This is a genomic window from Serratia sp. N21D137 (assembly GCF_047530005.1).
Classification (GTDB): Bacteria; Pseudomonadota; Gammaproteobacteria; order Enterobacterales; family Enterobacteriaceae; genus Chania; species Chania fonticola_B.
Genome location: NZ_JBLJAJ010000040.1, coordinates 1 through 22,661, shown reverse-complemented (window position 1 = coordinate 22,661; position 22,661 = coordinate 1). Strand labels below are relative to the sequence as shown.

Sequence of the window (22,661 nt, the reverse complement as noted above, 5' to 3'; positions counted from 1 at the left end):
GACTCTCCGAAAACTAAAAGTTGGGGGCAAAATCGGTGGAAACGTACAGGAACTGTTTGGCCAGATCGTCCTGACTGATAAACCCGTAGGACACGGGCTTCACGGTGCCGCTTTTCGGGTCAGCCAGCATCAGCGCCGGGAAGTGACGAATACCCAGACGCTCGGCCTGGCCAGCGTCAACGCGGCTGTCGGGCAACAGCGGATTGATGATGCCGTCCACGGACACAGGAATAACACTCAGGTGATAGGTTTCGCGGAAGTTCTTGATCACCTGCGCCAGCTGTCCGTCGATGGGATCTTGCCCCCGGTAGAAGAACATCACCCCGTAATGCTGAGCCAGTGCTTCGATGGCCCGGCGCTGATCGGCAAAATCTGCCGCCAGTTGGTTGCGCACGGTGCCGTTGTAGTGGCTGTGCTGCAGGTTGTAGTCCAGTTCCGGGTGCGCCAGCATGGCTTTTTTGGCGCTCATCGAGAACAATCCGGCCTGCTGCGCCCAGTAATTCTGCAACCGGAAATAGCGGGTGAAGTTTTCCACGCCCGGGTACAGGATGGCTTCATACATCGCCCGTTTCGTGGCCTGTTGCAGCGTGGCCAGTTTTTCCATGATGTCCGGTTGTGCGGGCGGTGCTGTGGCCGTGGGCGGTTCTTCCGTTTTCCGCTTCAGGCTTTCGTTGTACCACTGCCAGCCGGCATCCTTCGCCAGCGCCGGCAGGCTGAGCAGCAGCGCGGCCGCCGTCACGGAGAGTCGTTTTTTCATATGGCCGCCTTACTTACTCTGCAACTGAGTGGCTATCTGCTCACGGACACGTTCCGTCAGCGCGTTGTTGTCGGGGATGTTCTGGTTGTTTTGTAAATCTTCAAAGAAGTTAGAGAAGTCGAGATTGTCGAATTTAATCTGCTGGAGTTCGGTCTGGGTGATACCCCGGCAGTCCGGGCTTTTGGCAGCCCCGAAGCCGATGCGCAACTGGCCATTACGTCCCTGCTGCTGAACAATCTGGGCCAGTTTTGAATCGAACTGGCAGTAACCGCGTTTTTTCTCCAGACACACACCCAACACCTTTTTCGAGCAGAACTCCCCGACGCTGACGGTGAGTTGCTTCTCTTTGGCTTTGCCCAGCGCTTTCTCTTCGGTGCTACAGTTGGCAATTCCGATATCCTGCCCCCAGCCCGAGTCCTTGCAGCAGTCGCTGAAGCCGACCGCAAACTTTTTACAGAACTTAGCGCTGCCGGTGAAAGCCCGAACATCCACGCCATTGAGGTCTGCCACGTCTTTCCCCGCCGCCGCGAGGGCCGCCAGCGCCGACACCACCGGCGCGAAATCATTATTTTTTCCCTTCTGAGCACGCTCACATTCACCATCGAGACAGAAGCTCTCGCCGCCACAAATCATGACAGTCCCGGAAGTACGGGTTTCACAGGAATAGGTTGCGAATTCATGCAGGCAACCACTACCGTCTTCTGCGCTAAAAGCACATTGCCGAGAGGCCAGCGTACAGGCGGGATTATCAATATACTTTTTGCAAGTTCCGGCATCTGCCGCCTGAGTCATATAGGTGTCTTTGTACATCCAGCAAGACTGCGTGAATGAATAGGGCTTGTTGGCCACGATCACGGTGCGCGTCTCACCCGGTTTAATGCATTCAGATTTACTGAGCTTTCCTTCCTCTTTACTGAAAGGACAATATTCAGACCACACCACTTCGGGGTAAGCGACGACGACGTCAATTTCAAACGTTAGTGTTATAGATATAGGAAAACTGCTGGCAACACCCCATGCGAAATGTGACTGTTTCTGGACATCAAAAGATTGCCCGGCGCCAACCCACATGTCGACATTAAACGCCGAATTAACACTACTGAACCCATCATTATACCGAACAGTACAGCTGCCATTTTTTCCACCTGAACATTGCTCACTGTAATTTGGCAACTTATCAATTTTTACCGGCAAACTCTGCCCCATGATGGTGAAGCTTTCCTTCATAGCCTTTTCACACTTACCGCTCCATGTGTTGTTGCAATCACTGGTGTAGGGGATTGGCATGTTGGTCGCATTGACTGCCACCCTCAACAATCTTCCATTTTCAGGGATCACCAGCTTACCGCTCCAAGCAGTACCGCTGCTAACTGTGAGGGTTACCGGTACTGTGACCTCTTTCTGCTGTTTTTCTGTCGTCACATTTTCTTTAATGCTGGCTTCGCGCGTGCAGGCTTGTTCAACCAATAAATCACGCTCACAGGTGTAATTGGTGAACTCACTCCGATTTATATTCTGTGTTTCACACTGTGTCTGCCCTGTTTTGCCAATGATGGTATCTGCGCGAGACTGAACATCCTGACTTGCCTGGATAAACGGAGCATCAGGTGAGATGGGCTCTTTCGGGTTATTAATGAAAGAGTCTGTCACCGCCTGAGTAGCATCGTTTGTTGTCCACTCCTGCGTCCCGTCAGCTTTCATGGCACCGTCGCCGGTAGCTGTCACGCCACCGTAGTAATTTTTCTCGCCGGGGGAATCGGTGTAATTCGGGATACTGTCGCCCGGATTGAAGTTGTTCAGGCTGCTGTCGCCCTTGCCCTTTATCTCACGGGCAAAATCGGCACCGGCTTTATACTGCGCATCGGCATCGGTTTGTGCGTTCGCGTTGGCCATCCCCGCCATGAGGAGCAAGGCCACAGAAACCAGGCACACGCGGTTCATTTCTTCGCTCCTTCTTCAAGCAGGCGGCGGGCTTCATCCCGGCAATCGCCCTTCTCCACCACTTTTTCCAGCGCCTGCTTGAGCCGCAGGTTGCCCCGGATAACATCGTGCCCCACCGAACAAAACACCACGAGCGACGGCACGCTGGTGATACCGAACTCGCGGTAGCGGGTGGGGTCAATCGCCACCCCGTCGGTGCTGCCGTCTTTGACCAGCGCCATGATGGCGTCAGCCGTGGTTTTCATGTCGTTTTGCACCATCCCCCTGAGCGTCGCCGGAATACCGAAACGGCGGGCTTCCGACAGCATGCGTTTAAGGCCGGTTTCGGGAATGGAGAACGACACGAAGTACAGCGCCCCCTGCGCCGGTTTATCGGATTGACCGTCCATCTGTTCTTGTTTCAGGCTATCGATAAACTGCCGGTCTCCCCCGGACAGGGGGTTCTGACGTACCTGCTGTTCCAGCATCTGGCGCAGCGGCGCATTGTCCTGCTGGCGCAGCTGATTACTCAGATTTTCCTGCTGGCGCAGGAACTCTCGGTTGTCGTCGTGTATCCCGGTGGCCAGCGCAGAGGTGCAGTAGGCCGACAGCCATATCGCTGCCGCCAGTCGGTGTAGGGTATTCATCAGAAGATCCTTTCTCAGAGGAAGACGCAGTTACGTTTGCGCCACAACAGGTAGCCGTAGTTTTTTCGCGTTGATGGGAGATTGTGTCCCACTTCCCAGCGCATCACGGTGCGCCCGAACGGATGGCACTGCAGCACATCGGGGATCATGTTCACCATCTGATAGCGCCAGCGCGATTTTGGGATGATAGGGGACGGATACTGATGACAAACCGCACGATCTGCGCCGATGCTTTCCAACACCTGTCCCTGCCGGTGCAACTTGAACGCCATCCGTTCGCTGAGCAGCACCGACGACTGCAACGGGCTGGACTCATTACTTACCCAGCCGTTAAAGGGGTACATCGAACCCTGCGAGCCAGCACACCAGAACAGCGGGTCGAGCGGCATGCCCACCGCGCTGGCAATGGCGTCGGCCGCGCAGGCCCCCTGGGCTATCGGGTTGGCAAAAATCACCGCTTCCGGGTTCAAAATGGACGTCAGGGCGCTGTCCCCCCAGGTGGGGTCGATCTCGGACAGATACCCGATATCCAGGTCACCGGCCTGCAAACACCCCATTGAGGTGATGATGTTGAGCCAGTAGGTCAGCGGGTATTTGTACCAATGCACATGGTAGAACGCGCCGTTGACCTGCTTGTCGTCTTTCTTCGCGGTGCCCATACCCATTTTGCCGAGATTAATGGAGAACCCGCCGAGATTGACCATGCAGCCCGGCGAGCGGGTCACATCCGTCATGGCCATTGGCTCCCAGAACCCGATGGCCAGTCCGATGCGTTGGAATATCGGCGGCGGCATCGGGCAGAACTGAATGGGGCTGGCGGGGTTGGGCGTGTCCGGCAGGTCACCACCGGTCACCTGCACACTGCCGAGCGACAACGGAAACATGCAGCGCCAGCAGATATCGGTGATCGGATTAACAAACCGCCCCTCACAGGCCACGGTTCCTGCACCCGGCACCGCCATCACCCCGTGGCTCAGCCCCAGTAATAACAGACCACCGAGGGTGGCCAGCACCTTACTCATGTGTTGCTCCCTGGCTGTCGTACTGCGTCATCTCAGGCGGGATAACTTCCACCTTCAGGCGCAGCCCGCTGGGCGCTGCCGTCACGCGGGCCGGCACTTCACTGATGGCGAAGCGGGTCGTCAGTGCCCCGTTCTGGTCGAAGAAGATACGGCTATCGAGCTTTTCCGACGTCTCCGGGATGTTGCCTTTCACCAGGATGATGCGGGCAATCAGCGTCGCCGGTTTCTGACGTGCCACCCAGGTCACCTGCTCTGCGTCGTCGCCGTCAATGAACATCAGGGTCTCGTTGAACGGCACCACGTTCAGGGGATTAAAAACCTCTCCGGCCCGGGCAAACACCCGGCCTTCATGATCGGACACGTCCTTGTCCAGGCGGATACTCGGGTCGAACCAGCGCTGTTCGTAGCGCACGGCACGCGTTATTCCTTCCACCGCCGGCGGACGTTGGCTATTGCGCACCACGCGGTCTTTAAACTCTGTCATCTTTTTGTCCATTTCCCCGGATTGCTGCAGGGACTGCAGCCGCTGCTCGATAACGCTCAGCATGTCCGGCTCAGCCACGGGCCAGAGGTCGCCCCACGTCCCCAAATCCGTGGCCAGTGCGCTGCCCGCAAACAACGTCAGGCTCAGGGCAACGACCGCCCTCATGACGAGGCCTTCATCCGGCGGGCCACGTCCTTCTGGATGTCGCGAGTGATGTCCGGTGCGCCCTGCACCACCGCTGGCGCCACCAGGATGAGGCCGTTGTGACGAGCCTGCCAATCCTGCAGGCTGGCTTCGAGCGCGGCATTAAAGCGCTCTGACAGCGCCTTGGTCTGCGCCTCGTCCAGCGACCGGCGTGTGGTGCTTTCAAAGAAGGCATCCACCGTGGACTTCATGTTAAATGACGCCACCACAGGAGCATTCAGGCGACAAGTGAGCCAACTGATACCAGCGCTGGCGAGCAGCGTGCCGGCGATGAGAAACACCGTAAGTACCGTTGTTTTTTTCACGTTTTCCCTCCTGCAATGCGCACTCGCTCCTGGAGCTCGGTTTGTTGTTCCATCACCGCCCCCAGCCAATGTTCACCCTCGTATATCCCTGCAACGTCGCCGTTCAATACCGCCTGCAGTATTTGCCGCGTATGCCCGCTTAGCGGCAATGCGTTCGCCAGTTGCAATAGCCATCCATCCATATAGACCAGATGGTCAAGCAGGCGACGCTGGTCACTGCCGGGCGTCGTCATACGACGAACACCTTCAGCCATTTCACGACATTCCAGGATGCGTTTATAAATCCCACCACCGACCTCTGCCGCTGAGCGCAACTGCCCAAGCGATTCCTGATTGGCGGACAATAAGAGCCTGCAACTGGTGAGCTGATGAAAGCAGGCATCAAAGGTTTTTCTCTTCACAAACATCGATGTTTCCTTCTTAATGGCCCAGCGCAACCGCCGGCAGGGATCTGATTCGCAGTCGCGACTCGCTGATACCCTCAGCATCTTTCGCTTTTCAGAACGAGGCGCTGTCAAAAGGTTATCCCCTCATGCTCCTGCAACCACCGCTCCAGCGACGCCATTTCCGGGCCGGACTTCTGCCAGGCCAGTTCCCAGACGGCTTCGTGAATGGTCAATCCCTCTTGTCGACGACGCTGCACAAACTCAAAGTCCGGCCCGTCTGACGAATACATTGCCCGGCTAAGCGGGTCGACAAACAGCCGGTGCCAGGAAGTGAGGTGCTCCACCGACAGCATAAAACTGCTGAACCACTGGTCTTTTGCGTTGCCAAAACGGGCGATCATGTCGCGCTGCATCTGCGAATACTGATCTGGATAAAGCTGGTTGTATTTGGCAAATTCTTTGGCTGACTGCTTGAGGATGATTTTGTACGACGAGTTCCCCCAGGCCGCCCGCGCCGCACTGGAAGCGGTGTCCGAGTCGAAGTCGACGATGTTCTGGGTGATGGTGATGTAAGAGCCTGTATGGCGGCGGGCGGTACGGTAGCCTTTTTCGATGAAGGCCCCGACCTTGTTGTTTTTGAAATCCAACAGCCGCCAGCCTTCATCAATAACATTGAGCTTTTTAAGGCTGCGTGGCGTGCGGTACATGCGGTTTTCGATATAAAGAATGAGCGAAAACATCACTGCAACCAGGAGCGACGGCCGGTCTTCCAGACCGCCAAGCTCCAGTACCACCATCCTCGCATCATCCCTCAGCGACGGTTCATCCGAATTGAAATAATTGCCGTACACACCATCACGGGTGTACTGGGTGAGCAACACCACCATTTCGTCCAGACGGCTGCGGATCGTCGGCGACCCTTCGTATCCTTCACTGTCACGGGCCATCACCAGATAGTCCACCACGTCATCAATGCGTGCCTGATTTTTCTTCGACAACCAGGTGGCTTTCACCGCCTTGAGTAACAGGCCTTCATGGACTTCATCCAGATTCCCGTTGGGGCTGGCCATCACCGACAACTGGTCACGCAGACGCTCGGCCATCTCATTGATAGTGTCGTCGGTGACGTTGGCAAACGGGTTAAACTTAAGGCTCTCGCCATCGAGGTACACACCGCCCATGTTCTCGCACAGGGATTTGTAGCCATCGCCCATATCAAACACCACCGCAAATCCACCGGAGTCGATCACGCTGCGGATAAGCGGCTGGATAAGACCGGTTTTCCCGGCCCCTGATGTGCCGCAGACCGCCATGTTGAAATTGGTGTTGCCCATTCCCTTGCTGAACAGATCGATGAATGCCAGTTGGTTGCGGTAGGTGGGTGCCAGTAGCCCGGCGGTGGCCAGCGGGCTATCAGCCACCACGGGCAGCAGGTTGGCCACGTTAAAGCTTTCGGCACGCTGCACGACACCGGACGCTTTCAACTGCTTAAACATACCGCCACCTGCGGTGAACGGCAGGCCAGCCAGGAAGTTACGCATCTGGTTAAAACGCGGGGAAATGAGCTCGAATCCGTTTTTACGGAAGCTGTTCAGCACGTCCTGCTCCACGTTAAGCGCGGTTTCTTGTTCATCCCGGCAGAAAACAGTGATGTTCAGGAAATAACTCACCAGTGAAGACTGGCCCGAGGCCAACCGCTGACGTAGGTCACCCCATTCCTGCGCCTCCTGAACCACACCCGGGAAAAATTTGGCGTAGCTGTTTTTAGATTTTTTCTCCAGGTCGAGAAACTTCAGGTTGGCCTCATTCTGGGCCTTCACCTGGTCTTCTACCGACAGGATCAGGGTCAGAATAAACGGAGAGGAGATGGACAGCTCCGGACTCAGCAGGTTGCTGTAGTTGTCAGCCGTATTCCACAGAAACGCCATTTCCGGGTTGCGGGTCAGTTGGAAGTTCATGATACGCGCCGCACTGTTCTTCCCGTTTTCACGCAGGCCCAGCGTCATGTGATCCGCTTTCACCTTGAGGTCAAAGCTGTCATCCACGCACTGATAGTTCAGGTCCTTGAGCGGGTCTAGCTCACGATCCTTGGTGTACAGCGCATCCGGGTTGTGGTTCACCATTTCCGCCACGATGCGGATGAAGGCATCGGCATCCACGCCCCGGGTCACAATCTGTGCTCCCTGCAAGGACGCGCGGATGATTTTCACCTGGTTCTCCAGCTCCATCACGCTGGCCTTGCTGCCCCGTTTGCGGGGGACGCAGCAGGAGAAATAGACGCGGTAATTACGCAGTGTCAGCGGCAGATTTAGATGTTCGGGCAGGGGAAACCCCTCTTCCGCCGCTCTCAGGTAATAGGCACGGGTGATGGCGTTGAATTTGTCGGCTTCTTCGCCGGTCCAGGACAGTTCGCGCAGACCGTACTGGATGTCCTGCCCCACAAGAGGGCTGGACACCAGGTGGATGGCCAGCGGTACCTCCCGGGTCAGTTTGGTGCGCATCAGGTTTTCGAGTGACGAGACAATGGTCTCATTCGCGCCATTGATCGGCTGGGCTTCCAGCATAAATCCCATCGTTTTATCATTCATGAACAGCCCGGTTTGGGCGTCATAATCACGGTATGGCAACAGCCGACTGAACTGCGGGAAGTTCATCTGCCCGAGAATGTCATTGGCTTTCGCAGAGTCATCGGGCATTTTCAGCGCGGTGACCAGCGCATTGACCGTGCGGGTCACCGCATCCAGTGGGTTACTACTCATGGCGGCCATCCTTTTTGCTTTCCTCAACCCTTACAGGCGTCGCCGCCAATTTCACTCCCGGACGGTATGGCCGATAGGTGAATGGGCGGCATCCTAGAGCAAACGCCCCCAGAACAAAGAAAAGCCCGAACACCACCCATAACGTCTGCAGCCCGCGCAGTGAGGCGTCAATGTACTCTGCATAACCTTCTGCGTTGGTCAGTACCGTATCGCGACAAACATCCGTGGGCGCGGCCACCATGACGTCAGTAACCGCCGTACCAACCTTCCTTTCCGCACAAACAGGGATACGGTATTCCCCCGTCTGCACGTTCCAGGAAACTGACGCGATTTCCTCCGCCATCATGCCTCCCGGCGTAGTGTTACTGAGCCAGAACATCGTGATAAGTAACAGCATCAGCGTGGCGGCGGGCCAGATGAAAACGTACTTAATCAGCCAGCCCAGCCATCTCAGTGCATACAGCACGCCGTACAGCGTTTTACCCATCATTCGATGGTCTCCTTGTCTGGATCTTCATCAGGCTTCCCTTTTTTGCTGCTACTCAACATCGCAACGATCGATGCCATAAATATCGTTTTACCTGCCCCAGCCGTACCACAGACCACGGCATTGAGGCCGGCGACACCATCTCCACCGTCGAATGACCAGATTGAAGGCGCAATGTGTTTATTCTTCATTCGTGCGTCCCTCCACGTTGCTCTGCCTTTGCCAGCCTATTTTGTTGCAGTTTCAAAATGTGCAGCCGCAGTTCTGGCCGGCGGTCAATTTCAAATTTTCGAAATGAGGAATAACCTAGCGCGGCGGCCTGGTAATAACGACGCATGATGCCCAACAGCGTTGCCAGAATCGCCACGCCGTAGGCGACTGCAACCCAGTTCAGGCCACTGTTACCGATGTAGCGCGACACCAGGACGGCATCACCGGACTGCAGCGTCAAAATGAGCAGGCCAATGCCGGCCAGAGCAGCCACCCCCATCAACAGAACCCATTTCACATGGATTTCGACTACCGAAAGCAGCAACCACCGCCGATCAGCCTTCCAGTCGTTGATGAACAAGGCGCGCCCACCTGGGCTGGTTGTTATACCTAACAGATTGATATTCATGTTGACCTCAGCTGATTTTGGGTTACTGCGATGCGCAAAGTGAGGCATGCATCTCAGGACACGCTACCGCCCATCCCTTTTCACGTTTCAGGGCACGCGTGATAGAACCGGATTTTGAAAAAGCCCCTTTACAGGGGGAATACATCATTGAACGCGCGGTTGTCCCCACGCTGACGGTTTAACAACAAAAAACACCCGGGTCGGCTGGTGATAGACGTCTTGCGTATCGATATAGGGCGCAATCCAAAGCCCTGCCGTCTTTTCGCCCACACGCAATGGTCGAGGGTCGACAATCATGTCGTGAGTCGGTACCGACACTGACCGTGGTTGATAACTGACGATCGCGGCGGGCGGCGTTGTTACTGGTACACTGCGGGTAAACGGCGCATTCTGACGCGGCGTGCTCACGGACGCCGTGGCGATTGTCGTTACCGGTGCAGTCGGTGTTGCCAGTGGCTGCGCAGAGACCGTGCGGAAGTTGCCTTCAGCCAGTCGAGGCAACGCGGCCACATCCGGCTTTACGCCGCTGCCCTCTTCCAACCGTTTTGCTTTTTCGTTTGCCTGTTCGATGGTCATACAGGTATCTGATGTGGTGGCATTGCATTCAAAGTCGCTGGACGTCCCAGCACAGCCTGACAAGGTCAGGATGCTGCCCAGGATCAACGTGAGTAGCGGTATCTTGTTCATTTACGGTTCCTCTGTGCGTGATTACTGTGCCCCGGTGCCGGGCATAAACTGGTTCGGGTTGACTTTCCCCAACTGCTGGAGCATCTGATCGGTGTTAAAGCCGTTCATGTTGTTGGGCATGGATGGAGATGGCACCGGGCTACTGCCCTCACCCTCTGTTTTTGGCTGCGAAGCATCTTGCGTCAGCTCTTCAATGGTTTTTAGCTGGAAGCCGTCCTGGAAGACCACAGTGACCTCATTACCCGCCCCGATAGGGATTACCGGGTGATACTGCTCTGCGCGTTTGATGTAATAGTCACCCAATGTCTGAGCGGCTTTCGATGCACCTCCGCCGATGCCCATTTTCAGGACATCTGCAGCCCCTATCGACGCAGTTGCCCCCAGCCCCACTGCCGGTTGAGAGGCGGTTTGCGCCCCCTGTCCGATACCATCCACGAAGCCTGCGCCCCAGGCCCAACCGAGGATTTTTCCGTTGCGCATGACCACTTCGCCTTTGATGCCGTTTTTGCCCATAAAGCTCACATGCCCGGCAATCGGCTGGTCGATGGTGACGCCGTGTTTCAGGCAACTGATGTTGCGTGTGCGAACGATGGCCCGCTCACTGGAAACGTCGCCCCAGGCTTCCAGGCCGACAAAGCAGCCGGTCAGGTCGTAGGTTTTGCTGTTGGGCATCTCAACCCGCCCGATCAGGCGCACCTGCATCGGCACCGTGGATTCATTCCCGGTGACGGACGCATTGGCATCTGCCCCTTCAATCAGCATCGATTTGGCAAAACTGCCAGAAGGGATATACGGCAGCGAGGGGCCTTTGTTCCCGTCGCCATAGCTGAACGTTTTACGTCGCACCTGATTTGGCACCGGGATGGACTGATAACTCACCTGCGGCGGTGGCGTCACGCCATTACCGGGATAGAAAGCCGTCGGCGGGGGTACCGCCCCCCTGACCTGCGGCGGGAAACCCACGGGCTGCGGCTCACCTTCCGGTCCCGGTGGCGGTGATGGCGGCTGCGGTGCCGGTTCGCCCGAACTGGTGACTGGTTTCGCCCCCAGCGCACTTACCTGCGCTGCCAACGCCGCGTTATCCCCGTTGAGTTTGTCAATCTGGCGCTGATAGTCCGCCTGCCCCTTACTGAGCAACTCCATCTCACGACGCATCGCGTCGTACTGTTTCTGCATGCCAGCGGCGGTCGCCTGCATTTCGGTCGTCGCATGCTGCTGTACCTTTTGGTCAAAGGTGCTGTCCACCACGCCAGTCATGTCCGGGGCCGGCTCGTCCGTCGCGGGCGCTGCTTCGCTTCCCTCGTAACGGGCCTCTGCCAAATACCAGCCACCGCCACCGACCACGACGAGGGTGGCCAACACAATCCCCAGCCAGATAAACTGCTTACGTTTTACGACTGCATTAATACTGGCCATCCACTGCCCCTCCGCCGCTGATGATGAAGACCTGCAATGCACCGCCCGCCATCATCTGGCGTGCAGGTTCGGCGAACAACACACCCCGGATGCCGTGCTGCCAGAAGTCACTCTCTGTCAGGTTGCGGGCGCTGGCGGTGCTGTTGGTGACGCGATAGCTGACCACCTTCAAATGGTTGCCCACCCAGACACGGTCAGCGCGGGCAACCAGGCCCACGGGGGCGCTCAGCTGTTCGTTCGTCACCGGAATACTCTGCCAACCGGACGGCAGTTTACCGCCGAGCAGATGCTGACTCAGCGACACCAACATGGCTTCATACGGGGAAGATTCTTCCCAGCTCCGCGCCGCGTCACCGGTACCAGAGAGTTCACTGACCAGACGTATCGTCCGGCCCACACCTGCACGGGGCACCGCCTGCACGGAGAAATTCAGGCCGCGTTCCGTTTCCAGAATGAAGGTGAATGGTTTTTTGTTGAGGGTGCTGACAATGACGCCGCCGCTGGCGGTCTGCTCCTGCCTGGTCAGTTCACCGTCGAGGCTGGTCAGTGCTGTCACGCGGTCGCCGGCCACGGTAAACAAATTGGGGTCGGTGTTACTGACAGCAATACTCGCTTGCCCCCCGTTCGCCAGCGGCACGACGGTAGCAGACACCGCCGTCGGTGCTGCAGCTGTATGCCCGGTAAGCAGCATCAGTAACGCGGTCAGCGTAATACGGCTATTTTTGTTCATCGCTAATTTCTCCGAAGTGAACCAGCCAGCTAACCCCATCCTGGCGTTCGAACTGCAAGACGTACTGCTTCAGTTCGGGGTAAGGTTTGGAATCGCCAATCCAGGTCTTTAACTGTCCGCGCACGTCAACTCGGCTGCTGCCCGGATACACCTTCACGCTGGTCATGTAGAAGGACGAGTTAACGTTGTTGTCCTTGATCCGCGTTGCATCTTCTGCCAGTTTGATTTTTAACGCGTTCTGGGACGCCGGACGGACATACATCAGCAATTGTTCGTGTGAGGCATCTACGGTTTCCGGCGTGACGTTGACGCGCAAGGCAATGAGCGAGAGGGCCATTTGTTGCAGGTACGACGCATCGGCCTGATTCTGTGATACGGCGAACGGTGCGTTGTAGAGCATCGGCGTAACCGCCACCTTTTGTTCGTTCTGCAGGCGATAGTTATTAATCCCCTGAATGACGTTGGTGCTGAGGCTCAACAGCAATAGCGTCCCCAGTGAGAGAAACCCGATGGCGATAACGCGCTGTGTACTGAGGCGTGCTCCATGATCCATCTGAATAATCCTGTCTATTTGATCCACTGCCGATAGCAGGAGTCCGGTACGTCGTGGAAAATGCCCCTCAACAGGGAAGTCGGCATATACCAGTACACCAGGTCCCGCAGCCATGTGCTGCCACGCCCTTTTTTGAGTTTTTTAATGGCCAGATACGCCAGGACGCACGCGACAATCCCAAAAAGGTAGTGATGTGACCAGATCCCCCATCCCAGGCAAATAATGGCCGGAATGAGTTCGTCCACAGGCAGACCAAACCAGCGCCCCTGATTGGTGAGCGTTTCGGGGAATCGGTATTTTTTGAAAGACTCGTCCGCCATTTAAATAGGCCTCCGGGTAACTGGTGGGCAGCCGCGAAATCTCTGCCCACCAGAATTCAGACAAAGCAATCCCGTGAACGCAAGTAAACGCATTCGAAATTAAATAAAATTAATAATCAGGGACGCTTTCTACTTCCACTAACGCCGAATTAATACCCGGCGACAGTCATACCGATGGCGATAAACACCGACAGAATGGCGAAGCCGGCAAGGAACTTGAGGTTCTTGGTGGTCATATACATCACCCCCCCGACCAACACCTCGGCCAGGATGACCCATTTAACCATGCTTGATTCGGACCCAAAGGTGCCCTTAACGGTACTGTCGCCGCTTGCCATCAGGTCTTTACCGGCTCCAGCTGCCATCACCGTTTCTGGGAAGGCAGTCGCCACCGCCGCAATCGGAAGACCGAACTTCAGCGCTTTGAGAAGATCAACTTTACTGAATTTCTTTTTAGAAGCGGGTGCCGGTGCTGCATTCATCACAGAGATTTCTGCCATTTCATTATTCCTTCAACATAACAGTTAGATTTAAAAAGCGGTTAAAATTACAAACTTCATTATCTCAGTTGAAATTATTGGGTATCACCTCCACCATTTCTGCATTGTAAAAATCGGGAAACTTCTTCAGATGATCGTGAAGCCGTTCCCGTACCTCATAGGATTTACACCAGCCACTGCGATTTTTCGCATTGATGAGTTTAAGGTTCGTTTCATCATCAAATCTGACGGTGGCATAGTGCGCCCGTGAAAAATCCGGGCTTTCCATAACGCTGAACATCGGAAAACGCTTCAAGTGATCTCGCACTCGGAAGAACACCTCAAACCCCCGACTTCTCCCACTACGTAGAATGGCAGCGCTTAATAAATCTTCCGTTGCCGTATCAAGTTTTACTCTTACCGTTTTCCCAAGAGCAGGAGCGCTGCTATATCTCCTCACAACACCCTCCATTCTGTTTTTTACTCCGGGTGACCATAACTCAGGAGTACCTCAGGAAGTTTATCCCACAGGCTCCCTATTCTTTACGAAAAAGTAACAATTTAATTACCACATATTCAGTAAACTCTTCTTTTTATTTACTTCAAGTTAAATCAAATAGATTCCCTGGTACTGCAAAAGGCCATGATTGTTAGCCACGAAAAATAAATTAATCATCGTTCCTTAAGAATCTTTTACCCTCAGACGCAATATCTTCGAAGTTATTGAGATGATCAGTTAAACGGAGTAAAGCCTCTTGCGTTTTGCTGCGTCCTGTTCGTAGAGCCGACTCGGTAAGCAGACGATTAACGTTGGGACTCAATCTCATCACAAGCTGTACTGCTTTCCATTCTTCATCAGTCATAGTTGTAATTCCGAACTGAAACTAAAGGCATGAGTGGTAATTAAACATAAACCAACGAACAAGTGAAGATCTTTTGAGTGTTTTTTTTAGTTTAATTGAGCCTGTTTTGAGAATTTTCATATAAATCATACTCATAAATCACATATTGGTTCCCATTTCACCTATGATGCAGGTGTAAGGTAATGCCTGATGCTAGTGCTTGTATGAGCATCTATGCTCAGAAAGTGCTCAAAAACGAAACGGGAAGAGTCTTAAGCGCATGAAAAAAAATATAAATTACATAGAAAAAATCAGTAACCTGCTAACCCAAAAAGGTGTCGGGTACAGAAAGCATGCGTCGACAATGGCAACAATACTGGGGCTGCAGTACAACAGCGCCAAACAAAAGCTAGATGGCAAGAGGGGCATAACACTCGAGGAGGTAAGAAATATATTCAAATATTTCAATGAACCTTTTGAAGGGCAAAGGGTACATAATTGTGTTTTTATTATGAACAACATCCACAAGCGATGCATTATTGAGGTTAATGATCGCCCAGTGATTAACACCGAGGAAAATGAGACCTATGCGGTAAAAAAAGACGGTCTTTTTGTAATCAGCACAAAAAACGAGAGCCCCCTTGACGAAGAAATATATAAGGTCAATTCAATAGACTTCTTGCCCGCGCCAAAAGTAGCATTATTAGACAACGACCGGGATATTCTTGAACTTCTTAAGCTAGTTACAGCCCGATATGGGATAGAAGCAGATACTTATCAAAATAAAAACGAAATCATTGAAGCTCTAAGCAATAATCACTATGAAGCATATATCCTTGATTGGTTGCTTGATTTTGGCGAAACATCTGAAAGCGTAGTCAAAAAGTTAAGAGAGAAAACGGCTCCCTATAGCAACATAATAATTTTAACTGGGCAACTAAATAATTATGAAAAAAATATCGGCGATATGATTTTAAACTATGACGTGAAATTAATAGAGAAACCAGCAAAACCACTCATTATATCATCACTATTGTTATCAACTTTATTTTTTAATTGACTCAACAGGGATAATCATAAAAAATGAAAAATCTGCACCCTCGACTGATTTCACACGAATTCTACCCTTGAGTGATTTAACGTAGTTTTTAATAATATTTAGCCGTAACGACCTGGCATCGAAAACCGCCCGACCTGCAATCAAGGGCGGTTTCCAACCCACATTAGGTGATTCTCACCGAGCCTGAAACCCAGATTAAGTGATAATGAACCGCATTATTTAATTTATTACATCAATCAAACATCATCTTCACCATCCTCATCTTTAGGGAAGAAATTTGATACGATTTGGTCTACATCTTCGCGGATTGTTGTGACCATATCTTTAAATATGAACTTCTCGTTCCCTTCTAAATGTGGACTGAGAGACACCATGCCTAACAGCTTACTTGTCGCCATCTGCGCTTTCAGCATATTTTCTAGCATCGTCTTATTAAAGAGAGCCTGATTGAATCCTGTCTCTTTATTTTTCATCTGGGCTTCATACACCCTAAGCCCCAGTTCAATGAGCATCGTAGTGATACTCGAAAAACTGACATCTTTATCTTTAGCACCTTCCTGACGGCGTTTTTCTACGATTGCCATTATCTTGTCTGCCACATCATCACTGGCGTACACCTGGATCTTAGCCATGGCACTTTTCCTTATATTATTAAGATTTTATTTGACCCTGAAATATCAAAAACATGACGAATCGCCAAAAAATCGAATCGCAAGTCGAATCTAGATATACAGGAAATCATGTAGCGAATCGTAGCAGGGGTCGACTCTAGGGTCAATTCGCACTAACAGTTTGATTTATAAAAATCGATTCATCTACGACTTTTCACAGAGTCATAGACGAGTCGCTTAGATTCGTTGGCGATATATTTAAACTTCCACATTGGAATCGAACGGAATTAATAATTCATAAGCCACTGTTTCAACAACCAAATCAGCAAAAAGTAAATTTTGCGTGGGGTGTGGTGATTTTTGTGGTGAAGAGTGCATATATATTGAACTACGAACTTGTATAGATTAAAATATGACTTCAAAATACGACCGGAGGAAGTATATGAAGAAAATAGCCGCTTTGACTGTATCTCTGTTTTTTTCAGGTATGGTAAACGCATCGGATTGTTTTGATTTGGCAGGAAGGGATTACAAAATCGATCCGGACTTACTCCGCGCAATTGCCTGGAATGAATCTCGGTTTAACATGTCAGCTATCGGAACCAATAAAGATGGCAGTATTGATATGAGTCTAATGCAGATCAACTCTCAGCACATTCCTAAACTTGCTGCGATGGGTATCACCCGTGAAACCCTCATGTCTGATGCGTGCATGAATATTTATACTGGCGCGTATTTTCTTGCCATCGCATTTAATAAGTGGGGAATAGGCTGGCATGCTGTAGGGGCATATAACGCGGAATTTAAAGAGTCAGAGAAACAGGCTCAACGACGCTACACTTATGCAAAGAAAATCGAGGCCACCTACAGAGCAATTAAAGACAGCAAGAAATATTGATACTCATATCATTCTTTATGGGTTATTCTGCTTTGGTACTATAGATTCATTTAATCCACTATTGACTTCATCACTTCAATTCGATGTTATTTAAATAGTACCAAGCCAAATCAATCAATTAAATTTTCACTGCTATACAATTCAGCAAGCTTGATTGACTTTCAAAACGATGAAGTATTGATATCGTATGGTTTCACTCACTAAAAATGATGTTATTTAAAATCTAATGACGCTGATATCTTTATGAGAACTCCAGCGACAGAAACTTCCACCCCGCTTTGCTTCTTAACGGTGGAATATTAAATCCGTAAATGGGATATTAAGTTGCTTTCCCACAGGATTTTTCTGTATTAACATGGGCAGCCGTGATCAGGTTCTTTCATCGTTATTCCATGAATTATCCTATCGCGTCTTTTGTGAGGATTTCCTGCATTTTCTTCAGGTTTCAAATCTGGAACGCATCGACATTATTTTTCATAACGATGATGGAATAGTCTCAATAAAACTGGAAATATTCCGTCTGGAATTGGTTAACAGTCTCGCATGCCCAGTGATAAAGAATCTGAAGATTCGGTATTAATTGGCGAACAATGGTATCTTGATGAACACGAACTGGCCATTGAATTATATCAGTAAATAAACCCTGCCATGTTGTCTGACCGATTTCAAAACGATGTTAATTATTACAATATGATTACCCCTTCACCTCGATTCAACGACTTCTGTTGTCTATAAAGGCGATGTGGTTGGACACAAGTATTGTTAGTTACCCGAAAGAAGAAGTGTAAGTTTTACAATGTAAATAGCTCATCATTCGGGGCGACAATGATTTTTTAGTTCCCTTGGAACACACACTACAGCTTGTAAAAATGATATGTAGATCACGCTTTACCAATATTCCCTCATGTGATCACCCCGCTCATCAAGAAAATCCTGCCCTGGTAACATCGATGATCCTCGATTTTTATTAACATCTTTGGCTAAAAGTTCTCCAGATCGTCCCGAAGGTTTCTTCTAAGGCTGAGCATTGTGGTGGCTAATAGAGGTGCTGGAAAAGAAAACCGTGCTGAATAACACGGTCTAGGGGGATCAATGTTTCAGGTTTTCTATACGGGTCAGCGGTAATCCGGTACGGCGTGACGTCCTTAGCGCCGGCAGTCTTTTCGCCGGCAGTGAACGCGCTGGCCATGGCCAGCTGCAGCCCTTGACCTGGTCATTCGCCATCAGACCCTAGCCGAAGGCCCGAAACCCGCGCTTTTGCGGGGTTCGGCGGAGCTTGCCAGGCATAGCCGGGCTAGCGCAGTCGGGTTGACGACCCAGCAACGCTGGGGAGCCGTAGGGGGCCAAACAGCCGTTGACCTGATTTCTGGCCAGAAACAAACAGCATGGAATAGCAGAGACAAGCAGCAGGATGAACGGGAAGAAAACGGGGATAATTACCAAGTGGCCAACTCTGTACCAGGCACAACTTATAACGCGAGAGATTAAGAGTATAAGCTACGGCGGCGGCGCAGCCGCAGCAGTAGCTTTATACGGTTTTTACGCGGCTGATGGCACCACCTGTCTAAAATAGCGGAGCTGTTGCCCCGCCCATATTTTGTTACTTCGCCATTTTCAGCAATGCCACTTTCACTCTACCGGCATCGGCCAGCGCATTAGATGTTACTTTCAGCACCCATGCGCCACGTGTTGGACTCCATTTGAAAGCATGCGATTTTAATACCGTGCGTATCTCATCATCCGGCTTACCCTCGAAAATGAACAGGATGCGGTTTTCTTCGCTGTCGATCTCAAAGGTAAAACCATCATGCTCTTCCCGGCTATCTGTTGCCTTCTCTTTGGTCCGTGCCAGTTCTGCAATCCGACCTTTTAGGCGCGTGATCTGGGCATTGTTATTTTGCAGAGAATAGGAAGCAAAACCGACACGGCCACAGAAATCACCCTTCACCAATTCCATGGCGTCAGATTCTGACCATCCGAGCTTCATCACGGCCTCTAGCTGTTTTTCACGCGTTTTGTTTTTGCGGATCGCCACATTGCATGCCTTCATCAGTTCCTGGCTCTGGATGCGATTTTGCAGTTGCTTAAGAAGCTTGCGCACGGCTTCCGGATCATCGCTGGAAACTCCCCCATGCCCTACCCCTTCGGCTTTATTTTCATAGTGATCTGCCTTACCGCCACACTCTACGAAAGCTTTACGGTACAAACGATCTGCTTTCTCAATCGTATTTCTGTGACGGCGCTCGCTATGGTGTCCGACTAAAATCGGCTGGCCAAATGGAATAACCCCTAGCATATCGTTAGCCCGCCGTTGTGCTACGCTACCTTCTTCCCTGGCTTTCTCTGCGCGGGCCAAATAGCGATCGCGGCGTTCTTCCTGGCGTTCCTCCCAACGGTTCACGTCATTATCACCACGTTGCTGTGTGGCCACCCAGTCAATGCGCAACTGTTCGGTTACATCGAGCAAGTCGAGGGATAAGCGGCCTAGACTGATATTGACGATCCCATCTTCTGACAGTTGTCCTTTTTCATCGATGCTGTAATACGCCCCCCCGATACTGTCGCTATACACTTCTCTGCCTTCGCTGTGACGGACTTTAAAACCCTTGTCGGTGATCAACTTGCTGTTAGGGTGCTGTGTCCAATTGGCGATCACCGTATTATCAGCGGTCATTTGTTCTGCATTCTGGTTCATTGGTTTTTTCCTCAATCCGGTTTAAAAGCCGCCCACATGGGGCGGCGCGTTAAATCAGGCGATCGCCCGTGTCAGCTCAAGAACACGTAGAACGTGTCCCCAATCACTCCCACGCATAGCGGGAACTCTGACGGACTTGCCTTTGTGGCGGCACTGTGCGATATGAAAACCCAAATCGCGCATTTCCGGATTGAGATCACTGGCAGCAATGTCACCGCGCAGAATGCGAACCTGTTTTTTTGGTTGCTCGTTTTGTGCTGCCAACTGCTTTACATACAAGGCAGATGGTGCAATGATTGAGACTTCAATATTCATGGCTTTATCTCCATGTTGATTATTGAGGCCGGTCAACTTTTTCAGGGGTAAACCGGCAGAGAAGGCAGGGGAAACCCTGCTTTTTTCATTTCTGTACGTTACTTTTTTGGCTTGTCACCTCCTGTTCTATTCTCTGTTCTACGTCACAAAACGTTACTCTACTCGTGCGTTGGCTAGATGCTGACTCCTGACGCTTTGACCTGTTTGATGAATTGTTTGTAATGGTCTGCGCTCACGATATCGATATTTTTGTATCTGCCGTTCGATATCGCACAGGTACTCAACTGGTAGTAACATTGATTCCTCATTTTCTCAGGAAATGATTTGCGGAATTTCTGCAACTCTTTCAGTGAACCAAATGCGTAGCATTCAAAGTCTGCATAGTCGGTGCCTTTCTCACCTTCAGCCATGTTAATGGTGTACGGATGTTGCCCTTCCCCATATCTTTCGGAAGATTCGAGAGCGGCGGTTTTGACGTTATGTGTGTTCATCCTGGTCTTCTCCTGTTGGTGGTTACATCTCTCGGTGAGTTCTTTCGCGGCAAATGGCGAAGGAGCAACAGGCCTGGGCAGAAAACAAGGGCGCCGCAGGCGTGCCATTTACCCTTGTTTTATGAACAGGAATGGTGCTACGAATAGCCATCCGCGAGAGAGCTGGCCGGGAGATAGCACACCAGGTAGTAAACAGGATGAACACACCCGGCACGACGGTACGGTGGGACGTCCTTAGCGCCCTGCAAGTTTCACCGCAGGGCAGTTAACGCACTGGCCATCGGCCAGTTGCAGCTTTTGACCTGGCCATCAGCCATCAGACCCTAGCCGAAGGCCCGAAACCCGCGCTTTGCGGGGTTCGGCGGAGCTTGCCTGGCGTTAGCCGGGCTAGCGCAGTCGGGTTGACGACCCAGCAACGCTGGGGAGCCGTAGGGGGCCAAACAGCCGTTGACCTGGCATCTTGTCAGCCAGCTGCATGACCATCGAGAACAGAAGAAGACAATCAGGAAAGAGGGATAACCAGGAAAGAAACCGGAGAGTAGGAGCAAATGGATAAGTACCTGGAGCGGCTGAGAGAAGAACAGCGCCGCAGGCGCTGTCCTCTTCTTTGCTTTTTAGCCGCCCTGCTTGCGTGGCGCCGTAACGGGGTCGAGCTTGGCAGCAAACAGCGGTATGACTTGGTTTATACCCGTGGTCGCTGCCTACTGCCGACATTTAAAACCCGACCAGACTTTCCAGCGGGATCTTGAATTGCTTATGCAGATTACGGATCATCGGCAGAGTTAGCTTACGTGTACCATTGAGCACTTCATACACTCGATTTGCTCTACCGATCGCCGGCTCCAAGTCTTTGACTGTTAACCCCTGTTGTTCCATGCGGAATTTTATCGCCTCGATGGGTTGAGGTGGCTCAATGGGATAGTGCTTCTTTTCATACTCTTCAATCAGTAGGCACATGACTTCAAAGAAGTCCCCTTCTGGCGTGTCTATCTCTGGCTCGTTATCAAAGAGGGGTGAAACCGCCTTTAAGGCTGCGTTATAGTCATCTTCGTTACGGATCGGTTTGATTTGCATTTTTTACTCCAGTTCTACAGTTTCTGCATCGATGGCATCATATTTGCGGTGTGTACCAATGAATTTCACAAACATCCATCCTCGCTGGTATGCAATCGCGACAATTAACCTGTAGTCGTTTCCTTTGATATTGAATACCACCCGCCTGTTTTTCAGAATGCTGGCGCTGCGGTACTGCTCTTTAATTTCTGCCGGGGTTCGCCAGTTCGCTTTCACGGCTTCATCCACCCATGCTTTCAGTGGCTGCTCGGCATCGGGATGTTCATCCCAAAAGTCTTTTAATGTCTTAACAGATATGATTTTCATACTGTTTATTATAGTCCCAAAATGGGATTAATCAATCAATAAGTCCCGCGTTGGGACTGTTTTGCATGGCTAGATAGGCACGCTTGAAAACTGAAAAAGCCGGTCCAACTTTCAGGGGTAAACCGGCTCGAGTAGAGAAGGCAGGGGAAACCCTACTTTTTTATTTCTGACGAGCGTTAAACTCCGCGTCAATGCGCGTCAGGATCTCGCCGTGGCTCAAGTGGCTGTGATCTCGCATCATGAAGTAACGCACTCCAATCCGGGCGTAAATTTCGGTGACGTTGCCGCAAAACATTTCAGCCGAATTGAACGTTTCACACTCGCCGTTTTCGCTACATGCCCAGTTTTGCGGATACATCTGGCCCAACGCATCATGGAACTGATGAACGTCAATTTCAGCGGGCGTTTTCACTGCCGCCTTTTCTCGGCTCTGCCAATATGAGGTGTACTGGCAATAGCGGACACTGTCATTTGTTCTTTTATTAAGCAGCCATGCAATAATAGTTCTTCTCGAAGTCTGCCGGTGAGAGATTACCCAACCGGGAATGACGACGCTGCCGGTTGTAGAAGATCTCAATATATTCCCGTACTACT

29 protein-coding genes are annotated in these 22,661 nt (G+C 51.8%); 2 read left to right on the top strand and 27 right to left on the bottom strand.

Translation table 11 applies throughout. From position 1 onward, the window contains the following. Positions 1–13: 13 nt before the first annotated feature. The 19 genes from traF to ACMV5H_RS22685 form a co-directional block, all read right to left on the bottom strand. On the bottom strand, positions 14–757 hold the full coding sequence (gene traF, locus ACMV5H_RS22775; protein ID WP_414822524.1) for a type-F conjugative transfer system pilin assembly protein TraF: 744 nt from the start codon (positions 755–757) through the stop codon (positions 14–16). Positions 758–766: 9 nt separating this feature from the next. Beyond that, positions 767–2,698: a type-F conjugative transfer system mating-pair stabilization protein TraN gene (gene traN, locus ACMV5H_RS22770; RefSeq protein ID WP_414822523.1), complete on the bottom strand. Its 1,932-nt coding sequence runs from the start codon at positions 2,696–2,698 to the stop codon at positions 767–769. After that, positions 2,695–3,324, bottom strand: a complete 630-nt coding sequence (gene trbC, locus ACMV5H_RS22765) for a type-F conjugative transfer system pilin assembly protein TrbC (RefSeq protein ID WP_065684430.1) — start codon at positions 3,322–3,324, stop codon at positions 2,695–2,697. The genes traN and trbC overlap by 4 nt, the downstream gene beginning before the upstream one ends. Positions 3,325–3,338: 14 nt before the next feature. Then, on the bottom strand, positions 3,339–4,286 hold the full coding sequence (gene traU, locus ACMV5H_RS22760) for a conjugal transfer pilus assembly protein TraU (protein ID WP_115160200.1): 948 nt from the start codon (positions 4,284–4,286) through the stop codon (positions 3,339–3,341). A 52-nt stretch (positions 4,287–4,338) separates the two neighbouring features. Next, positions 4,339–4,995, bottom strand: a complete 657-nt coding sequence (gene traW, locus ACMV5H_RS22755) for a type-F conjugative transfer system protein TraW (protein ID WP_414822522.1) — start codon at positions 4,993–4,995, stop codon at positions 4,339–4,341. Continuing rightward, entirely contained in the window at positions 4,992–5,339 is a 348-nt protein-coding gene (gene trbI / locus ACMV5H_RS22750; protein ID WP_261147818.1) for a type-F conjugative transfer system protein TrbI, read from the bottom strand. The genes traW and trbI overlap by 4 nt, the downstream gene beginning before the upstream one ends. Then, entirely contained in the window at positions 5,336–5,746 is a 411-nt protein-coding gene (locus ACMV5H_RS22745) for a hypothetical protein (RefSeq protein ID WP_414822521.1), read from the bottom strand. Before ACMV5H_RS22745 ends, trbI begins: the two co-directional genes overlap by 4 nt. Before the next feature lie 107 nt (positions 5,747–5,853). Next, positions 5,854–8,484, bottom strand: coding sequence for a type IV secretion system protein TraC (gene traC, locus ACMV5H_RS22740; protein ID WP_414822520.1), 2,631 nt, complete (start codon positions 8,482–8,484; stop codon positions 5,854–5,856). Continuing rightward, positions 8,477–8,974, bottom strand: a complete 498-nt coding sequence (locus ACMV5H_RS22735; protein WP_414822519.1) for a conjugal transfer protein TraP — start codon at positions 8,972–8,974, stop codon at positions 8,477–8,479. The genes traC and ACMV5H_RS22735 overlap by 8 nt, the downstream gene beginning before the upstream one ends. Continuing rightward, positions 8,971–9,162 carry a hypothetical protein gene (locus ACMV5H_RS22730; RefSeq protein ID WP_414822518.1) on the bottom strand — a complete coding sequence of 64 codons (192 nt, stop codon included), beginning with the start codon at positions 9,160–9,162 and terminating at the stop codon, positions 8,971–8,973. The genes ACMV5H_RS22735 and ACMV5H_RS22730 overlap by 4 nt, the downstream gene beginning before the upstream one ends. Continuing rightward, on the bottom strand, positions 9,159–9,590 hold the full coding sequence (locus ACMV5H_RS22725) for a hypothetical protein (RefSeq protein WP_414822517.1): 432 nt from the start codon (positions 9,588–9,590) through the stop codon (positions 9,159–9,161). Before ACMV5H_RS22725 ends, ACMV5H_RS22730 begins: the two co-directional genes overlap by 4 nt. A 144-nt stretch (positions 9,591–9,734) precedes the next feature. Next, on the bottom strand, positions 9,735–10,277 hold the full coding sequence (gene traV / locus ACMV5H_RS22720) for a type IV conjugative transfer system lipoprotein TraV (protein WP_414822516.1): 543 nt from the start codon (positions 10,275–10,277) through the stop codon (positions 9,735–9,737). A 21-nt stretch (positions 10,278–10,298) separates the two neighbouring features. Then, the gene (gene traB / locus ACMV5H_RS22715; RefSeq protein ID WP_414822515.1) at positions 10,299–11,693 is read right to left on the bottom strand and encodes an F-type conjugal transfer pilus assembly protein TraB; all 1,395 of its coding nucleotides are present in this window, start codon (positions 11,691–11,693) and stop codon (positions 10,299–10,301) included. Continuing rightward, complete coding sequence (traK, locus tag ACMV5H_RS22710; protein WP_414822514.1) at positions 11,680–12,423, bottom strand: type-F conjugative transfer system secretin TraK; 744 nt, start codon at positions 12,421–12,423, stop codon at positions 11,680–11,682. Before traK ends, traB begins: the two co-directional genes overlap by 14 nt. Then, positions 12,410–12,976: a type IV conjugative transfer system protein TraE gene (gene traE / locus ACMV5H_RS22705; protein WP_065684419.1), complete on the bottom strand. Its 567-nt coding sequence runs from the start codon at positions 12,974–12,976 to the stop codon at positions 12,410–12,412. The genes traK and traE overlap by 14 nt, the downstream gene beginning before the upstream one ends. Positions 12,977–12,990: 14 nt before the next feature. Next, positions 12,991–13,296, bottom strand: coding sequence for a type IV conjugative transfer system protein TraL (gene traL / locus ACMV5H_RS22700; protein ID WP_414822513.1), 306 nt, complete (start codon positions 13,294–13,296; stop codon positions 12,991–12,993). Between the two features lie 149 nt (positions 13,297–13,445). Continuing rightward, positions 13,446–13,796, bottom strand: a complete 351-nt coding sequence (gene traA, locus ACMV5H_RS22695; protein ID WP_414822512.1) for a type IV conjugative transfer system pilin TraA — start codon at positions 13,794–13,796, stop codon at positions 13,446–13,448. Positions 13,797–13,860: 64 nt separating this feature from the next. After that, complete coding sequence (locus tag ACMV5H_RS22690; RefSeq protein WP_414822511.1) at positions 13,861–14,235, bottom strand: TraY domain-containing protein; 375 nt, start codon at positions 14,233–14,235, stop codon at positions 13,861–13,863. A gap of 208 nt (positions 14,236–14,443) precedes the next feature. Beyond that, entirely contained in the window at positions 14,444–14,602 is a 159-nt protein-coding gene (locus ACMV5H_RS22685) for a TraY domain-containing protein (RefSeq protein ID WP_414822535.1), read from the bottom strand. A gap of 295 nt (positions 14,603–14,897) precedes the next feature. On the opposite strand from ACMV5H_RS22685, the gene ACMV5H_RS22680 reads away from it, so the two are divergent. Further along, on the top strand, positions 14,898–15,677 hold the full coding sequence (locus ACMV5H_RS22680; protein WP_166735225.1) for a helix-turn-helix domain-containing protein: 780 nt from the start codon (positions 14,898–14,900) through the stop codon (positions 15,675–15,677). A 236-nt stretch (positions 15,678–15,913) separates the two neighbouring features. Here the strand turns inward: ACMV5H_RS22680 and traM are convergent, their stop codons facing one another. Beyond that, positions 15,914–16,309, bottom strand: coding sequence for a conjugal transfer relaxosome DNA-binding protein TraM (gene traM / locus ACMV5H_RS22675; protein WP_414822510.1), 396 nt, complete (start codon positions 16,307–16,309; stop codon positions 15,914–15,916). A 421-nt stretch (positions 16,310–16,730) separates the two neighbouring features. Here traM and ACMV5H_RS22670 point away from each other — a divergent pair, with 421 nt between their 5' ends. Further along, complete coding sequence (locus ACMV5H_RS22670) at positions 16,731–17,186, top strand: transglycosylase SLT domain-containing protein (RefSeq protein WP_414822509.1); 456 nt, start codon at positions 16,731–16,733, stop codon at positions 17,184–17,186. Between the two features lie 1,600 nt (positions 17,187–18,786). Here ACMV5H_RS22670 and ACMV5H_RS22665 read toward each other — a convergent pair. The 7 genes from ACMV5H_RS22665 to ACMV5H_RS22635 form a co-directional block, all read right to left on the bottom strand. Beyond that, positions 18,787–19,881: a DUF3560 domain-containing protein gene (locus tag ACMV5H_RS22665; protein ID WP_414822508.1), complete on the bottom strand. Its 1,095-nt coding sequence runs from the start codon at positions 19,879–19,881 to the stop codon at positions 18,787–18,789. A 54-nt stretch (positions 19,882–19,935) separates the two neighbouring features. Next, complete coding sequence (locus tag ACMV5H_RS22660) at positions 19,936–20,196, bottom strand: hypothetical protein (protein ID WP_414822507.1); 261 nt, start codon at positions 20,194–20,196, stop codon at positions 19,936–19,938. Positions 20,197–20,369: 173 nt separating this feature from the next. Further along, the gene (locus tag ACMV5H_RS22655; RefSeq protein ID WP_414822506.1) at positions 20,370–20,687 is read right to left on the bottom strand and encodes a hypothetical protein; all 318 of its coding nucleotides are present in this window, start codon (positions 20,685–20,687) and stop codon (positions 20,370–20,372) included. Positions 20,688–21,401: 714 nt separating this feature from the next. Further along, a complete protein-coding gene (locus ACMV5H_RS22650; RefSeq protein WP_414822505.1) occupies positions 21,402–21,761 on the bottom strand; it encodes a helix-turn-helix domain-containing protein in 360 nt (119 codons plus the stop codon). Positions 21,762–21,764: 3 nt separating this feature from the next. Beyond that, a complete protein-coding gene (locus ACMV5H_RS22645) occupies positions 21,765–22,067 on the bottom strand; it encodes a type II toxin-antitoxin system HigB family toxin (RefSeq protein ID WP_414822504.1) in 303 nt (100 codons plus the stop codon). A 160-nt stretch (positions 22,068–22,227) separates the two neighbouring features. Continuing rightward, positions 22,228–22,566 (bottom strand): hypothetical protein, encoded by a 339-nt coding sequence (locus tag ACMV5H_RS22640; protein ID WP_414822534.1) that lies wholly within the window; start codon positions 22,564–22,566, stop codon positions 22,228–22,230. After that, the coding region (locus ACMV5H_RS22635; protein WP_414822533.1) for an IS3 family transposase at positions 22,550–22,661 on the bottom strand (112 nt) is incomplete at its 5' end. The genes ACMV5H_RS22635 and ACMV5H_RS22640, both read right to left, overlap by 17 nt.

Coding starts and splice junctions, on each gene's coding strand:
- traF (WP_414822524.1), bottom strand. CDS start 757: ATGAAAAAACGACTCTCCGTGACGGCGGCCGCGCTGCTGCTCAGCCTG.
- traN (WP_414822523.1), bottom strand. CDS start 2,698: ATGAACCGCGTGTGCCTGGTTTCTGTGGCCTTGCTCCTCATGGCGGGG.
- trbC (WP_065684430.1), bottom strand. CDS start 3,324: ATGAATACCCTACACCGACTGGCGGCAGCGATATGGCTGTCGGCCTAC.
- traU (WP_115160200.1), bottom strand. CDS start 4,286: ATGGCGGTGCCGGGTGCAGGAACCGTGGCCTGTGAGGGGCGGTTTGTT.
- traW (WP_414822522.1), bottom strand. CDS start 4,995: ATGAGGGCGGTCGTTGCCCTGAGCCTGACGTTGTTTGCGGGCAGCGCA.
- ACMV5H_RS22745 (WP_414822521.1), bottom strand. CDS start 5,746: ATGTTTGTGAAGAGAAAAACCTTTGATGCCTGCTTTCATCAGCTCACC.
- traC (WP_414822520.1), bottom strand. CDS start 8,484: ATGAGTAGTAACCCACTGGATGCGGTGACCCGCACGGTCAATGCGCTG.
- ACMV5H_RS22735 (WP_414822519.1), bottom strand. CDS start 8,974: ATGATGGGTAAAACGCTGTACGGCGTGCTGTATGCACTGAGATGGCTG.
- ACMV5H_RS22730 (WP_414822518.1), bottom strand. CDS start 9,162: ATGAAGAATAAACACATTGCGCCTTCAATCTGGTCATTCGACGGTGGA.
- ACMV5H_RS22725 (WP_414822517.1), bottom strand. CDS start 9,590: ATGAATATCAATCTGTTAGGTATAACAACCAGCCCAGGTGGGCGCGCC.
- traV (WP_414822516.1), bottom strand. CDS start 10,277: ATGAACAAGATACCGCTACTCACGTTGATCCTGGGCAGCATCCTGACC.
- traB (WP_414822515.1), bottom strand. CDS start 11,693: ATGGCCAGTATTAATGCAGTCGTAAAACGTAAGCAGTTTATCTGGCTG.
- traK (WP_414822514.1), bottom strand. CDS start 12,423: ATGAACAAAAATAGCCGTATTACGCTGACCGCGTTACTGATGCTGCTT.
- traE (WP_065684419.1), bottom strand. CDS start 12,976: ATGGATCATGGAGCACGCCTCAGTACACAGCGCGTTATCGCCATCGGG.
- traL (WP_414822513.1), bottom strand. CDS start 13,296: ATGGCGGACGAGTCTTTCAAAAAATACCGATTCCCCGAAACGCTCACC.
- traA (WP_414822512.1), bottom strand. CDS start 13,796: ATGGCAGAAATCTCTGTGATGAATGCAGCACCGGCACCCGCTTCTAAA.
- ACMV5H_RS22685 (WP_414822535.1), bottom strand. CDS start 14,602: ATGAGATTGAGTCCCAACGTTAATCGTCTGCTTACCGAGTCGGCTCTA.
- ACMV5H_RS22680 (WP_166735225.1), top strand. CDS start 14,898: ATGAAAAAAAATATAAATTACATAGAAAAAATCAGTAACCTGCTAACC.
- traM (WP_414822510.1), bottom strand. CDS start 16,309: ATGGCTAAGATCCAGGTGTACGCCAGTGATGATGTGGCAGACAAGATA.
- ACMV5H_RS22670 (WP_414822509.1), top strand. CDS start 16,731: ATGAAGAAAATAGCCGCTTTGACTGTATCTCTGTTTTTTTCAGGTATG.
- ACMV5H_RS22665 (WP_414822508.1), bottom strand. CDS start 19,881: ATGAACCAGAATGCAGAACAAATGACCGCTGATAATACGGTGATCGCC.
- ACMV5H_RS22660 (WP_414822507.1), bottom strand. CDS start 20,196: ATGAATATTGAAGTCTCAATCATTGCACCATCTGCCTTGTATGTAAAG.
- ACMV5H_RS22655 (WP_414822506.1), bottom strand. CDS start 20,687: ATGAACACACATAACGTCAAAACCGCCGCTCTCGAATCTTCCGAAAGA.
- ACMV5H_RS22650 (WP_414822505.1), bottom strand. CDS start 21,761: ATGCAAATCAAACCGATCCGTAACGAAGATGACTATAACGCAGCCTTA.
- ACMV5H_RS22645 (WP_414822504.1), bottom strand. CDS start 22,067: ATGAAAATCATATCTGTTAAGACATTAAAAGACTTTTGGGATGAACAT.